The sequence below is a fragment of the Bartonella sp. B1098 genome (assembly GCF_944896145.1).
Lineage (GTDB): Bacteria > Pseudomonadota > Alphaproteobacteria > Rhizobiales > Rhizobiaceae > Bartonella.
Window position 1 is genome coordinate 24,429 of record NZ_CALYLP010000003.1, and the last position, 15,731, is coordinate 40,159.

The following is a 15,731-nucleotide window of genomic DNA, read 5'->3' on the forward strand; positions in this document are numbered from 1 at the left end:
TAAATTGTTATAAACTTCATCGTTCACTTTAATGGCTTTTTAAATTTTTATGAGAGAATCTACACGCGTTGAGTGAAAAAATAACATTGTCTATAATTTATTATTAAACAGTATTAGCGTACTGTGAAGAAGGTTCCATTAAAAAATAGTGGAGAGGGAGATTATTTAAGTGAAACTAGGTAAGGTTGATGGCTGGAACGAATAAGAATCGTGAAAATTTAACAAATGGACCCATTATTATTTTAGTTGAACCGCAGCTTCCGGAAAATATTGGTATGGTCGCAAGGGCAATGGCAAATTTTGGGCTTTCTCAACTTCGGCTCGTCAAACCTCGAGAAACATTTCCAAATGAAAAAGCTAGAGCTGCTGCAAGTAAAGCTGATCATGTCATTAACAACACCGTGATTTTTGACACATTACGTGATTCAATTGCAGATTTACATTATGTTTTTGCTACAACAGCCCGTGAAAGATGTGGATTTAAAACTGTAAAAAGTGCTGTTGAAGCAGCAAATGTACTTCGTCAGCGTGAGAATATCGGACATAAAACAGGTATTGTCTTTGGAAGAGAGAGATGGGGACTAGAAAATGATGAAATCAGCCTTGTTGATGAAATCATCACTTTTCCAGTTAATCCTGCTTTTGCATCACTTAATATTGCACAAGCGGTTCTTTTGATGTCTTATGAATGGATGAAAACAGGTCTAGAAAATGTAAGCGATACGGCATTTCGTGCAGCAGAGATGGAGCCTGCAAATAAAGCAGTGCTTCATGGTTTTTTATCTCAATTGGAAGAGGCTTTGGATATCCGTGGGTATTTTAGACCCCGAGAACGAAAAGAGGTTATGCTTACAAATTTACGCTCTGTTTTTACGCGTGCTAACTTTAGTGAATCTGAGGTTCGCTTATTGCGAGGAGTTATATCTTCATTGGATCATTTTTCTCCTCAATATCCACGGGGGAGTAGAGCCCCTAAAGAGCGTGATCGTCAAAAAATTAAAAACAAATGTGAAAACTGATGGATGAACGACCTATTCTTTTTTTTGATAGTGGTGTTGGTGGTTTAACAGTGTTGAGGGAAGCGCGCGTTTTTATCCCTGAAATACAATTTATTTATGTGGCTGATGATGCTGGATTTCCTTATGGTAATTGGGAAGAAAATGTTTTAAAAGAACGCATTTTAAAGATTTTTACAAATCTTTTAACACGCTATAATCCCGCCTTATGTGTGATTGCTTGCAACACTGTTTCTACATTGATGATGACAGATCTACGACAGAATTTTCCTCATGTCCTTTTTGTGGGAACGGTTCCTGCTATTAAATCAGCTGCTGAACAAACGAAATCTGGTTTTATTTCCGTATTAGCGACTCCTGGAACAGTTAAACGTGCCTATACAAATGAATTAATTAACTCTTTTGCTGGACAATGTCATGTTCAGCTTGTAGGAAGTGAAAAGCTTGCTGGATTTGCTGAAGATTATTTACGAGGAAAATCTATCGATTTAGAAGAGTTAAGAAAAGAAATCCTGCCATGTTTTGTAGAAAAAAATGGCAAATATACTGATGTTATTGTTTTAGCCTGCACTCATTATCCTTTTTTGATTAAATTCTTTCGTGAACAAGCTTTATGGTCTGTTGAATGGATTGATCCAGCAAAAGCGATCGCCAAACATATCAGATCATTATTACCTTTGTCGGAAAAAATACATCAGCACCCCATAAAAAAATATCAAGATTTTGCGTTGCTGACATCGAGAAATATCACTTCTTCAACGGAGCAGTTGTTAAAAGGATTTGGCTTAAAACTTATGAAAGGTGTTGACTTTGAGATACAGGATCAATAAAGATACTCTAGCTTTTTCTTTCAAGAAAATGGCTATCATTGACGTGTCCCGTGGATAGCTTTGCATATGGTATGTTAAGCTATTCTGTCAGTCTTTTTTATTTAAAGGCAGAGGAGGGCGCGTTTCCTTGAGATTTTCAGATCTCGTGTTTTATTTTAAAGGAAATGCGATGAGTAAACGCGAAACAACAAAATATAAAATTGACCGACGTATGGGAGAAAATATTTGGGGGCGTCCAAAATCTCCTGTCAATCGTCGTGATTACGGTCCAGGTCAGCATGGGCAGCGCCGTAAAGGAAAACTTTCTGACTATGGAGTGCAATTGCGCGCTAAACAGAAGTTGAAAGGATTTTATGGTGATATTTCAGAAAAGCAATTTCATAAAACTTATGTAGAAGCTGCTCGTCGGCGAGGTGATACAGGTGAAAATCTTATAGGTCTTTTAGAATCTCGTTTGGATGCTGTTGTCTATCGTGCAAAATTTGTGCCTACGATTTTTGCTTCTCGCCAATTCATTAATCATGGTCATGTGAATGTAAATGGGCGACGTACAAATATTCAATCATATCGTTGTAAGCCAGGTGATGTTATTGAGGTTCGGGAAAAATCAAAACAACTTATTTTGGTTTTAGAATCAGTACAATTAGCAGAACGTGATGTCCCCGATTATATTGAAGCAGATCATAAACAGATGAAAGCGACCTTTACACGTATTCCTGCTTTTGCAGATGTTCCTTATGCTGTGCAAATGGAACCTAATTTGGTCGTTGAATTCTATTCTCGATAATTTTTATGAGAAAAGTTGTTTCTCTTCTATTATTATAATTTCAAGCTATTGTGTTGTTTTTATAATCTTTGAAGTCAGAAAATATTTTCAAATGGTTCTATAGTAAGTTTATTACACTATTTTAGTGTTATAAACTTATATAGTTCCATTTCTTTTTTTCGTATCTATTTTTATAAATTCAAAAAACTTGAAATGTAAGTTTGCTTTATATTTGTTTCTGTCTTTGCAAAATGAGCTATTACTTGTGCAGGATATGGTCTTATGAATGATGTTTCCGTTGAATATCAGGCAATAGAAGAAAACGAAAAGAAAGATGATCTTTTGGCAAGCAAAGAAGATGATTGCCATCCAATATTTCGGCGTGCTCCTTCAAGTGTGGAGTTTAATAAATTGCGTAAACGACTTTTGCGTCATATGCGGCAAGCTTTAGATGATTTTTCTATGTTCTCTACTGGAAAAAAATGGCTTGTTGCTTTATCAGGCGGAAAAGACTCTTATGGTTTATTAGCACTTCTTTTAGATTTAAAGTGGCGTGGTCTTTTACCCGTTGAAATTCTCGCTTGTAATCTTGATCAAGGACAACCAGGTTTTCCTAAACATATTCTTCCAGACTTTTTGAGTTCTTATAAAATTCCCTATCGTATTGAATATCAAGATACTTATTCCATTGTTACAGATAAATTGACAGAAACACAGACATACTGTTCACTTTGTTCTCGATTGCGACGTGGTAATCTCTATCGCATTGCACGTGAGGAGGGTTGTTCGGCATTAATTTTAGGGCATCATCGTGATGATGTTTTGGAAACGTTTTTTATGAATTTGTTTCACGGTGGACGATTAGCCGCTATGCCTGGAAAACTTAAAAATGATGAAGGCGATCTTTTTGTGCTACGTCCTCTTGTCTATGCTGCTGAGGAAGATATAGAAAAATTTTCTCAAGCAATGCAATTTCCGATTATTCCTTGTAATCTTTGCGGTAGTCAAGATGGTTTACAACGTAATGCAATGAAAGAAATGCTGAAAAATATCGAAAGAGAAATGCCAGGACGCAAAGATACAATGATCGCGCTTTAACGAACGTGCGCCCAAGTCATTTACTTGATAAGAAATTCTTTGATTTTAAAACGTGTGAATAAAAATGAAGCATTTTTAAAAATAAGTTTGAAGATTTTAAAATAAAATACTTATTTATAATGTTAATTTATTGCTTTACAATTTTACAATCGTAAGAGTTTTATGTCAAATTTGCTTATTGTATCCATAAAAAACATCCTCCTGCATATCACAAGCGGAACTCTTGGACGTATAAAACACAATTTAAAGAGCTTCTTTTAAAATTGGTTTGCTTTTTTTTAAAGTAAACATGAAAGAGCCTTGTAGATTTTATCTTATCCTGTTGTGCAATAAAACATTGTCATTTAGAGCGGTAAACGAAGAGAATATAAAATTCTTGATAAAAATTAAGTTGTTTTTAGAATGTACAGCGATCATTCAGGACAGGGATTGCCTATAAATTCTCATGAAGTAAGTCACATAAGTAACCAAACCCTATTGTGAGCAGTTGCTTTTTTATAAACTAACACTGATGGAGAACTTTATCATTGGGATGGGAAGAAGCTCAATTTTTTAAACGGCTATACCATAAAGGTCATAAGCATCTGATTGTTCGATTTTAACGGTGACAAACTCACCGACACGCAAAGGGTGCCGTGATGATATATGGACAACACCATCTATTTCTGGAGCATCGTATTGACTACGTCCTTTGGCGACTTTTCCTTGACTTTCATCGATAAGAATTTGGAGTCTTTTTCCAATTTTTTTCTTTAAAAGATGTGTAGAAATTTGTTGTTGTTTTGCCATAAAACGATGCCAGCGGTTTTCTTTTATGTCTTCAGGAATATTTTCTAATCCCAAATCATTTGCAACAGCTCCTTTTACTTCTTCATATTTAAAGCATCCAGCGCGTTCAATTTTTGCTTCTTCTAGCCATTCTAGAAGTATATTAAAATCCTCATTTGTTTCGCCTGGAAATCCAACAATAAATGTTGATCGTAAAGCGAGATCTGGACATATTTTTCGCCACTTTTCAATTCTACGATTTGTTTTCTCCATAAGAGCAGGACGCTTCATATGACGCAAAACAGTTGGTGATGCATGCTGAAAAGGAATATCCAGATAAGGGAGAATTTTTTTCGCCGCCATAAGTTCGATAACTTCATCCACATGGGGATAAGGATAAACGTAATGCATACGTACCCAAATGCCCATATCACCTAGTTCGCGACAAAGATCAAAGAATTTTGTTTTGATTGTGCGATCTTTCCAAGAATTTTCGAGATATTTAAGATCAATACCATAAGCACTCGTATCTTGTGAAATAACTAAAAGTTCTTTTACACCCGCTTTTACCAATTTTTCAGCTTCGCGAAGAACATCACTGATCGGGCGAGAAGTAAGATCACCACGCAGGGTAGGGATGATACAAAAACTACACCGGTTAGAGCATCCTTCAGAAATCTTTAAGTAGGCGTAATGGCGAGGTGTTAAACGAATACCTTGGGGAGGAACTAAATCAAGAAAAGGATCATGAACAGGGGGAATTGCTGTATGAACAGCTTGTATAACACTTTCATAAGCTTGTGGTCCTGTAATGGCCAATACATTAGGGTATTTTTGGCGAATAACATCAGGATCAGAACCAAGACACCCTGTTACAATAACTTTTCCATTTTTTTTAAGAGCTTCATCAATATTGGCTAATGATTCTTTTCTGGCAGAGTCAAGAAAACCACAGGTATTCACAATAACGACATCAGCTCCTTGATGTTGGTGTGAAATTTCATACCCTTCAGAGCGGAGACTTGTAATAATTCGTTCAGAATCTACGAGTGCTTTTGGGCATCCGAGAGAGATAAAACTAATACGAGGCGCTACCATGATAATCCTATAATTACTATGGAACGATTGCGTTCCGCTTTTATTGACTTAAAAAGTAAGAAATGTTCTTTAATTTTTATAGATAACAATCTGTTACAAATTTATTTGATTTTTCTCTACAATATTTTGTGTACGCTTACAATTTTATCTTTTTGCGCTATCAAATGCTGTTTTGAGGGCGATGATATAAGACAGACTCCTTCAAAGCATTCAAGTTCTTTTAGGATAGGTGGTGAATATTTTAAAGCTTACTTGTCAAGCCTTGTGTAAGTGAAAAACATAAGAGAAAAGAGGGGAAGTGAAACCCGCTTGATAGGGATTTGGATTGTTTATAGATCGCGAGTTGGGCATATTCTTTGGCTATAGGAAGAAAGCCAACTGCGTGTAGTACGATGTTTAAAAATACTCAGCAGTTTTTTTTACTGCATTTTATTAGTGTATGTATAGCCTATTATAATAGGATTGTTTTTTAATATTTGCGAATAAGTCCGGTAAGTTTTCCTTGTATTTCTACACGCTCGGATTTGTATGTACGCACTTCGTAGTGAGGATTAGCAGCTTCTAATGCGACAGAGCTTCCTGTGCGTCGATAACGTTTTAATGTTGCCTCTTTTTTATCAATAAATGCGACAATAATTTCACCTGTTATTGCTGTATTTTGTCTTTTCACAATTATCGTATCTTTATCAAGGATACCAGCCTCAACCATAGAATTATCTTTAACTTCTAATGCATAGTGCTCACCTGTATTAACCATATCGTGTGGGAGAGAAAGTGTGCTTGTTTGTTGCAGTATAGCAGAGGCGGGCACACTCGCAGAAATACGTCCCATAATGGGGATTGTGATATTTTTTTTTTCGTCTTCCTCAAAATTCTCAAGATTAGCCAAGTTTTTTGATATTTCTCTTTTATTTTTTTCTATCATACTGGGAGAAATCTTACGGGCTAGAGAAAGGTTAAATGTTATTTTCTCAGGCAGCCGAATCACCTCTATTGCACGAGCACGATTGGGTAAACGACGTATAAAACCTCGTTGTTCTAAAGCTATAATGAGCTTATGAATGCCAGACTTTGAAGAAAGTTCTAAAGCATTTTTCATTTCTTCAAAAGAAGGAGGAACACCTGTTTCTTTTATATGATTGTGAATAAACAAGAGGAGCTCATATTGTTTACATGTCAGCATTCAATGTTCCAATCAAAAGAATAAAAAAATAGTACAGTAAAAATACGTGTATATATAATAATTCTACAATTTTTTTTTGCTAAATCAAAATTATTTGCTTTATTTTTGATCTTATAAGTGAAGTTAATTAGGTAATATGTTTATTTATAAACATATTTAATATATGATAAGTATGAAATTTTACTTTCATAAATTTATCATAATATTGTTTATATATTATAAAACTACACGAATATTAAATGATATATAAAAAATATTTTATAGTTCTGACTGAATAATTTAACACTCAATTTTATGGTCAGTATTATCCTTCTATTTTTTTATATATCTACGTTTTTATTATTTTCTCATATAATAAAATTAAATAAAATACATTCTTTCAATAGCGTGACAGATCACTTTATGTATATTTAGAATCATTTTGCACATTGTTTCTATTTTTTTATTGTTTAGTCAAATTATCTACAGCGACAATAATGAGCATCATTTATAGCCATGCCTGATATTTTCAATGAGACTAAATTTTTTTGTTTTACGTTTGCTTTATTCTATAGAATAATTGGCTTTCGTTATAGAATCATTGCACGTCAATAAAAAGTTACGTCCTCAAAATGCCATTGTTGCTCATTGTCATATTGATTTTAAAAAGAGATCTCTTAATGTGCTTGCTTCCATTAAGATGATCTTGCAAATAACATAAAATCTCTTAGGCAATGCTCTCTTCACATCTCAATAGTCTACAGCCCCCCGCCGTACTTATTTTGCCCAACCCTCATGTTGCGATAATTTTGGATTATTAAAAAAATACAAGAGGTATTTTCATTTTTTTAATCGTTTTATTCTTCTCTCTATGTTGTGCAAACAAATGATTTTTATGAGTTCAATATAAAAGGAACAAAAAAATTAGAAATAAAGAAACCTTACGGCATTCAAATCTCTCATTTGAGTGAGAAAAATAAATTATTATAAATCAATATGTTATTTATAAATCTTTATTCATATTTAAATTTGAAAACTAAAACATAAAGTATAAAAAATAATATAATAATATAGAGTAGGAAGTATTTTTCTGTTCTCCTCATGATGTTTAACAACTCATGTGTGGAGGAGGAGGGGATATTTCTCTATAATTTTAGCACTTCGAATCTATGAGATATTTTAATCATTAGATTATTTCTTTATCGAGATTTCAAAAAGAAGATCAAAAAAACTCTATCTACAATGACGAAGAAAGGAGAGAAAACGGAAAATTATTGATAACTGAAAAAAATAATAATATTTTTTTTCCAAAAGGTGTTGACCAAATGAAAAGTCAACCGTATGTTCCCTTCACTTTCTACAAATTAGATAGTCTGCAAACTAGATAGCTTGTGTGAGAGCGCGTAGCTCAGCTGGTAGAGCAACTGACTTTTAATCAGTAGGTCCAGGGTTCGAATCCCTGCGCGCTCACCAAATTTATATGATATGGATAAGCTATACAAAAGTTTGATAATCTTTGTTGCTTTGATTCTTTTTAGTTTTTTGTCTCCGCTAATTCTTTTTGGAATCTTTTGATTTATTCTATAGCCAATCCTTTTCTATCAGTTGTTTTGCTATAGAGTGCTCCTCTGCCCAACCCGAAAGAGCTTTAAAGCTTGTGATACAATTACACTGGTGTTGATAACAAGTGTGGCTACTCGTTTTCGTAATTCATGGACTGTGTTTTAATGCCCGCCGCATTCACATGAAACAAGTTGGTAAAATCGATACTTATTCACAATTTGTGTTTATTCACAGCTTATCTTATAAGATGATTTTTATAACATATTGATTTATATATCTTTTATCTTCCGACGTTTTTATATAGTGCATTTATTTCTTATGACGATCATAAAATGGTTAACAATGTGTTAATTTTTTGATAAAAGAAGCGAATTCAAGGATGGTATATGCGCGAGGGATATCATTTAAAAACGTGAATACTCCTCTCGCGTATAGAAAGCGTGACGTGGTTTTTACAGTAGTACTTAACAAAAATAAGTGGACTGAATAGATGCCTTCAAATAGTAAAAAGAGATTTACTTCTATTATCAAACAGACATTTCAATTATTTTCTATGATTGTTATTTCTCAATCATTGGTGTCTTGTTGCGCAAGCGAAACCGCACATTTTTCAATAAAAGATTCCTATCATAATAAACCAATTGACGTAAATACTTCTGTTCTACCGAAACAAATATCCAATAATAAAAATCAATCAAAAGCAAAAAAACGTGGGCGGGCGATTGTTGGTAAACCTTACCAGATAAAAGGAAAGTGGTATTATCCTGAAAATGATCCAACGTATACACGTGTTGGCGAAGCATCATGGTATGGTTCAGATTTTCATGGGCGTTTAACGGCAAACGGTGAAATTTATGACATGAACCTTCTGACTGCTGCTCATCCTACAATGCCTTTACCTAGCTATGCTCGTGTTACTAATTTGAAAAATGGATCTTCACTCATTGTTAGAGTGAATGATCGCGGACCTTTTATGAAAGACCGTATCATTGATTTATCAAAGCAAGCTGCAACAATACTTGGTTATGTAGATAGGGGCATTGCAGATGTTAAAGTAGAATATATTGCTGAAGCACCCATTGGCTATTATGATGGTGCATATTTAATGGCCTCTTATACTCCTGGAAATACGACCTCATACTCATTAGCGTCAGAAAACATTTCGAAAAAAAGAGAAACTGTTTTGTTCAAGGAGCGCAACACAGAGAACAAAGAAGGATTAGCTAAAGCAGATCCTGTTTCACAGGAACAACGCAATAAAAATGTTGCAGTGAAATTACCAGAAATTGGTCCTATCATGGTTGATAAGCCAGTGCCATTCGATCAAGTTGCTTCTATAATAAGCTCAACAAAAAAACAAAGGTCAATTGGCTACAATTGTTTTAAGAAAGAATGCGTTGAATTTTAATCTATATCATTTTCAAATAAAAAGTATTAAAAAAGGAGGAGAGTGTTATTATTAATAATTTAATGCCTCTCTCCAATCCATTGTCAGTCTTTTTTTGGTTTTATGACAGTGTTTGCTCATAAAACACGTGCTTCTTCTGCTGTGACAGCTTTTGTCAAATGAAGGTAAGCGGATTGTGTGAGTCTGTTAGTGTAATCTCTAAAAACAACTGTAAAATTTAATGGGGAAAAAATATAAAACTTAAAAAGAAAAAAAATATTTCTTTTTGATTTGGCTTTGCTTTCTTCGAAAGCATCCAAGGTAATAATATCTTATGAAGGGATTACATGTTGCCTCATGCTTTTTTCTCGATTTCTTAATGGAGTAACACCCTTCACGTAAACTAGATACCTCAAACGAAATATACTTTTTTATTGTCAATTCACACACTTTCATTTTAAGGAGGCATATCTGGCTCTCAAACCTATTTTATGACAACGTTTGTGAAAAGTAAAAATGATCATTTATCATTAATAAATCAATACTCTAGCAATGAAAAAGATAAAAAGTCTTTTTGTCTTTCATGTTTTAAAATTAACTCTCGCGTGGAAGATAAAAAGTATATCATTTTACTTTTGCTCATGTTGAATGAGAATAAAATCTTTTCTTGAGTTGTCAATAATCTCTCAATTTACAGAAATAAAAGAGTTTTTTCCTATATAATGATTCTCTATATTGATCTTTGGGATGGGAGGAGCGGCTGTGTATACAATATTAAGGATATTGTTGATCTTATGGGAAGTATTGGCATTTAATACGTGGGGGAGAGCACAGGATTTTCAAACTTCTGCCTCACAAGTGTTGTTACTTGATGATGATACAGAAACAATACTTTATGAAAAACAAAGTGATATTCCTTTTTTTCCTGCTTCATTAGCAAAATTAATGACGGCGGAAGTCGTCTTTCATCAATTAAAGGAGGGATTGTTAAGAAGTACCCAGGAATTCAAGGTCAGTGAAAATGCTTGGCGCAAGGGTGGGGCCCCTTCCGGTACAGCCACTATGTTTGCAAAAATAAAGACAGAAATCAGTGTTTCTGATCTTTTACGTGGTTTAATTATTATGAATGGAAATGATGCTGCTATTATTCTTGCTGAAGGAATATCAGGAGATGAAGCTCATTTTGCAAAGCTGATGAATCAGCGTGCTAAAATAATTGGATTATCTGAAAGCCATTTTGTTAATGCAACAGGGCTTCCCGAAGAGGGACAATTTGTAACAGTGCGCGATATGATTGTATTAGCGCGTTATATTGCTCAGGAATATCCAGATTATTATGCACTTTATCGTGAGCCTCATTTTACGTGGAATAATATTTTTCAGCGGAATAAAAACCCTCTTATTTCTAAAGAAATAGGTGTAGAAGGATTTGGTTTTGGCTACAGTAAAAAAGAAGGATTTTCAATGGTTGCCACCATTTATAAAAATCATCGACGTCTTTTTTTAGCAATTAATGGTTTGCAAGATGGTAAAAAACATACAAAGGAAATAGAACGTATTCTTCAATGGGGAATGACAGCTTTTGATCTCAAAACGATTTTTACAAAGGAAAAAACGGTTGGTCGTGCTTCTGTTTATGGTGGGAAGAAAAATCTTGTTCCACTTATTGTAAAAAAACCGATAAGTTTTATGCTTTCAAATGAAAAAAAAATCAATGTTAAAGCAAAAATTAAATATCATGGTCCATTAAAAGCACCCATCGTTTTAGGGCAATCAGTTGGGGTTATTCAAATTTTAGAAGGTAAAAAGGTTCTTTTGGAAAAACCAGTTTTTGCCGGCGAGAATGTTCAGGAAGGAGGTTTCTTTACAAAAGTAAAAGATGCATTCTATGAAACAACAATTGGATGGTTACGGAAATATTTATAGTTACGCGCTAATAAGGTTAAGGTTCATACGTGTCAGGTTATTTTATCACATTCGAAGGAGGGGACGGGGTAGGAAAAACGGTGCAGATTTCTTTACTTGCTGAATATCTCTCTCACCAAGGTTATGATGTTATTACAACACGAGAACCAGGAGGAACACCAGGAGCAGAAGCAATCCGGCATATTTTGTTGTCAGGGCAGGCACAACAATATGGACCGTTGATTGAAGCTGTTTTGTTTACAGCGGCACGCACCGACCATGTTGCAGAGATTATTGCGCCTTCTTTGCAAAAAGGTAAAATCGTTTTATGTGATCGCTTTATTGATTCTACACGCGTTTATCAAGGACTGAATGAAACCGTCAATTCTTTTCTTCTTTCTGTTTTAGAGTGTGTTGCGCTCAATGGTATCATGCCTCATTTAACATTTTTATTAGATATGCCAGCAGAGTTTAGTATAAAGCGTGCCAATTTGCGAAGAAAACAAACAGAAGAAATCGATTATTTTGAAAAAGATCAGTTGGAAATTCAAGAACAAAGGCGTCAAGCTTTTCTTCAATTGGCCAAACAAGAGCCACAGAGGTTTCGCGTCATTGATGCGACTGGCTCAGTGGAAGTCGTTGCGCATCAAATAAAAAATTTTTGTCATCAGGTATTGTTGGATCAGTTTTCATGAGTGACGTCATAAATATCTTACGCCAATATGATGGTATTGAGACAATTTTATCTCCGTCCCAGAATAATGTTATCTTTGGTCATGAGGATGTTCGTGACTTTTTAACACAAATGCTTAAAGAAGAGCGTTTGCACCATGCGTTATTATTTGAAGGAGAATATGGAATTGGAAAGGCCACATTAGCCTTTCATCTTGCTTGGAATATTTTAAGTTTTCAAAAAGGAAATTTCTTAGAACCCGATCCTCATTCTATTCCATGGCGCCAAATTACACAGGGGAGTCATCCTGGTCTTTTGTATATTTCACGTCGATTTGATGTCAAAACACAAAAGTTTAAAACAGGAATACTCATTGATGATATCCGTGATATCATACACTTTTTAAGTCAAACATCGCAAGATAATGGATGGCGTATTGTTATTATTGATTCTGCAGACGATATGAATAGAAATGCCGCCAATGCACTTCTTAAAATACTTGAAGAACCTCCTGCAAAGACGCTCTTTATTATTATCGCACATTCTTTAGGAAAATTGCTTCCAACCATTCATTCACGGTGTCAAAAAATTTCTTTTCGCCCGTTGAGTCATGATGAAATGCAAAAAGTCATTACACATATTTTCACCAATCAGGATTTACCTGATGAAAAAACGATTGAAATGATTATTAAAAACTCTAAAGGAAGTCCTCGAAAAGCAGCTTTACTTATTCGCCATAACGGTCTTGAAATTATTAAAACAATTGATGCCCTTTTAAAACAACCTGTTTGTAACGCAACGATTGTACACACACTTGCTCAAACATTTTCATCTGTTTCTTCCCCATTCCAATTTCAACAATTTTGTGATGAAATTCTTGATAAGATTCAACAAAAAGCTATCACGCTTGTTGAAAAAGGAAACTTATTTATCTCAAAAAAATATGCGCAAAAATGGCAAGAGATTCATAAAGAAATAGAGGAAATACAACTATTTAATCTCGATAAGAAGCAGTTTGTTATTAACTTACTTTTTAGAGTTCATAAGCTCATTCATGAGGATTAGTTTTTCCGTGACAATGTGATGAACAGGCGTTATGCCATTATATCTTTTATTTATAGCGTTTTACAACGAGTATGACATGCGTGACACATATTACATAACAACTCCCATTTTTTATCCCAATGGTAATCCGCATATTGGGCATGCCTATAGTGCCATTGCAAGCGATGTTTTAGCCCGCTTTCAACGATTAAACGGAAAAAATGTATTTTTTCTTTCGGGTACAGATGAGCATGGTCTAAAGATGCAACAAACCGCAGCAACATTAGGCATAACACCTCAGCAACTTGCAGATCGTAATAGTGCTGTGTTTCAAAAAATGCTCGCAGTATTAAATTGCTCTAATGATGATTTCATCCGTACGACAGAAGAGCGCCATTCTCAAGCGTGTCAAGAAATATGGAAAAAGATGGAAAAAAATGGCGATATTTATCTCGGCCGTTATAAGGGGTGGTATTCGGTTCGCCAAGAGGCCTATTATGAAGAAAAAGATACGGAAGTTGGACCAGATAATATTCGTCGCGAGAAGGAATTAGGCTCTCCTGTTGAATGGAATGAAGAAGAAAGTTATTTTTTTAGACTTTCTCGTTATGAAAAGGCGCTTCTTGAATATTATGAAAAATATTCTGATTTTATTACTCCCATTGAGCGGCGTAATGAGATTATAAGTTTTATCAAATCGGGTTTAAAAGATATTTCTATTTCACGCACAAGTTTTAATTGGGGAGTTGCTGTTCCTGATAATCCCAAACACGTGATGTATGTTTGGATTGACGCGCTTACAAATTATCTATCAGCAATTGATTTTTTTAATAAAAATTCAAAAAAGCGTGCTTTTTGGCCTGTAAATACGCATATTATTGGTAAGGATATTATTCGTTTTCATGCCGTCTATTGGCCAGCATTTTTAATGTCTGCTGGAGTTGAATTGCCCCAAAATATTTTTGCACATGGTTTTTTACTTAATCGTGGTGCAAAAATGTCAAAATCTGTTGGAAATGTCGTTGATCCTTTTGAAATGGTTGATCATTATGGTCTTGATCAGGTTCGTTATTTTCTTCTTCGTGAAGTACCCTTTGGACAAGATGGTAGTTATAATCATGAAAGCCTTGTGAACCGTATTAATGCCGATCTTGCTAATGATCTTGGTAACTTAGCACAGCGCTCTTTATCTATGATTGCCAAAAATTGTGATGCAAAAGTTCCTAGACCCGCTGCATTTTTAGTTCAAGATAAACAGCTTTTAGAACAATCTCTTCAAGTGCTTGAAACTGTACACCACGCAATGTCTTCCCATAGTATGCATTTAGCCCTTTCAGCTATTTTTTCAATTGTAGCAGATGCCAATCGCTATTTTGCCAACGAACAACCTTGGAGTTTACGGAAAAATGATCAAGAGCGATTTTCTACAGTTCTTTATATAACTGTCGAAGTCTTACGACGAATAGGAATTATGCTTTTGCCTTTCATTCCCCAATCAGCAACAAAACTTCTTGATAGCCTTGCGGTTGCTGAAAATGATCGGTTGTTGTATCATATAAGCCATGCAAAAATTCAAGAAGGAATTGATCTTCCTCCACCAGAACCGATTTTCCCTCGTTATGTCTTGAAGAAAGAAGATTCTCATCATGCTCATTGATACACATTGTCATCTTGATTTTGAAGATTTTTCACAAGATTTGGATAATGTTATCCAACGGGCTTTCGATGCTGACGTTAGACGTATGATCACAATTTCAACCCATGTTCGTAAGTTAGATAAGCTGTTAGCTATTGCACAAAGCTATGAGCAAGTCTTTTGTTCCGTTGGAACACACCCTAATCATGCACATGAAGAACAAAATGTTACAGCGGAAAAACTTATACAGCTCTCAAGACACCCTAAAATTGTTGCGTTTGGGGAAGGGGGGCTTGATTACCATTATGATTATTCTACACCAGAAGAGCAAAAGAAAGTATTCCAAGAACATATCATTGCTTCTCGAGAAACACAGATTCCTCTCGTTATACATTCACGCGATGCAGATATCGATATGGAAAAAATTTTACGCGAACAAATAAAGGAAGGGTCTTTCCCCTTTATTCTTCATTGTTATTCATCTGGAATGCAGCTTGCTCGTGCTGGCATTGAACTTGGTGGTTATATTTCTTTTTCAGGGATTCTTACTTTTAAAAACGCATTTGAAATCCGTGAAATAGCAAAAATTGTACCCCATGAGCAGTTGCTGGTGGAAACAGATGCACCATTTTTAGCCCCCACTCCTCATCGGGGAAAAACCAATGAGCCATCTTTTGTATGCTATACAGCAGCCGTTTTGGCTGAAATAATTGGCTTAAGCATTGAAGAAACAGCTCAATTAACAACGCGGAATGCTTTTCGTTTATTTAGCAAAATGAAATAAG

The 15,731-nt window shown here is 34.8% G+C and carries 10 protein-coding genes, 1 tRNA gene and 2 pseudogenes; 11 read left to right on the plus strand and 2 right to left on the minus strand.

Translation table 11 applies throughout. The features are described from left to right. Positions 1-188 precede the first annotated feature (188 nt). The 4 genes and pseudogenes from NNJ85_RS04490 to ttcA all read left to right on the plus strand — a co-directional run bounded on the left by NNJ85_RS04490 (position 189) and on the right by ttcA (position 3,772). Positions 189-1,026, plus strand: a pseudogene (locus tag NNJ85_RS04490) (RNA methyltransferase). Beyond that, positions 1,019-1,846, plus strand: a complete 828-nt coding sequence (murI, locus tag NNJ85_RS04495; RefSeq protein WP_254473973.1) for a glutamate racemase — start codon at positions 1,019-1,021, stop codon at positions 1,844-1,846. Before NNJ85_RS04490 ends, murI begins: the two are co-directional and overlap by 8 nt. Positions 1,847-2,015: 169 nt before the next feature. Then, a complete protein-coding gene (gene rpsD / locus NNJ85_RS04500; RefSeq protein WP_254473976.1) occupies positions 2,016-2,633 on the plus strand; it encodes a 30S ribosomal protein S4 in 618 nt (205 codons plus the stop codon). 261 nt (positions 2,634-2,894) lie between these two features. Continuing rightward, a pseudogene (gene ttcA, locus NNJ85_RS04505) lies at positions 2,895-3,772 on the plus strand (tRNA 2-thiocytidine(32) synthetase TtcA). Between the two features lie 490 nt (positions 3,773-4,262). Here ttcA and rimO read toward each other — a convergent pair. Together rimO and lexA are read right to left on the minus strand one after the other, a co-directional pair. After that, positions 4,263-5,576, minus strand: a complete 1,314-nt coding sequence (rimO, locus tag NNJ85_RS04510) for a 30S ribosomal protein S12 methylthiotransferase RimO (protein WP_254473977.1) — start codon at positions 5,574-5,576, stop codon at positions 4,263-4,265. A gap of 469 nt (positions 5,577-6,045) precedes the next feature. After that, entirely contained in the window at positions 6,046-6,759 is a 714-nt protein-coding gene (gene lexA / locus NNJ85_RS04515; protein WP_254473978.1) for a transcriptional repressor LexA, read from the minus strand. A gap of 1,376 nt (positions 6,760-8,135) precedes the next feature. On the opposite strand from lexA, the gene NNJ85_RS04520 reads away from it, so the two are divergent. The 7 genes from NNJ85_RS04520 to NNJ85_RS04550 all read left to right on the plus strand — a co-directional run bounded on the left by NNJ85_RS04520 (position 8,136) and on the right by NNJ85_RS04550 (position 15,730). Next, a tRNA-Lys gene (locus NNJ85_RS04520) sits at positions 8,136-8,211 on the plus strand. Between the two features lie 580 nt (positions 8,212-8,791). Further along, on the plus strand, positions 8,792-9,709 hold the full coding sequence (locus NNJ85_RS04525; RefSeq protein WP_254473979.1) for a septal ring lytic transglycosylase RlpA family protein: 918 nt from the start codon (positions 8,792-8,794) through the stop codon (positions 9,707-9,709). Between the two features lie 741 nt (positions 9,710-10,450). Beyond that, positions 10,451-11,614, plus strand: a complete 1,164-nt coding sequence (locus tag NNJ85_RS04530; RefSeq protein ID WP_254473980.1) for a D-alanyl-D-alanine carboxypeptidase family protein — start codon at positions 10,451-10,453, stop codon at positions 11,612-11,614. Positions 11,615-11,643: 29 nt separating this feature from the next. After that, positions 11,644-12,288, plus strand: coding sequence for a dTMP kinase (tmk, locus tag NNJ85_RS04535; RefSeq protein WP_254473981.1), 645 nt, complete (start codon positions 11,644-11,646; stop codon positions 12,286-12,288). Beyond that, positions 12,285-13,331: a DNA polymerase III subunit delta' gene (locus NNJ85_RS04540; RefSeq protein ID WP_254473983.1), complete on the plus strand. Its 1,047-nt coding sequence runs from the start codon at positions 12,285-12,287 to the stop codon at positions 13,329-13,331. The genes tmk and NNJ85_RS04540 overlap by 4 nt, the downstream gene beginning before the upstream one ends. A 76-nt stretch (positions 13,332-13,407) precedes the next feature. Next, complete coding sequence (gene metG / locus NNJ85_RS04545; RefSeq protein ID WP_254473985.1) at positions 13,408-14,967, plus strand: methionine--tRNA ligase; 1,560 nt, start codon at positions 13,408-13,410, stop codon at positions 14,965-14,967. After that, a complete protein-coding gene (locus NNJ85_RS04550) occupies positions 14,957-15,730 on the plus strand; it encodes a TatD family hydrolase (RefSeq protein ID WP_254473987.1) in 774 nt (257 codons plus the stop codon). The genes metG and NNJ85_RS04550 overlap by 11 nt, the downstream gene beginning before the upstream one ends. Position 15,731 lies beyond the last annotated feature (1 nt).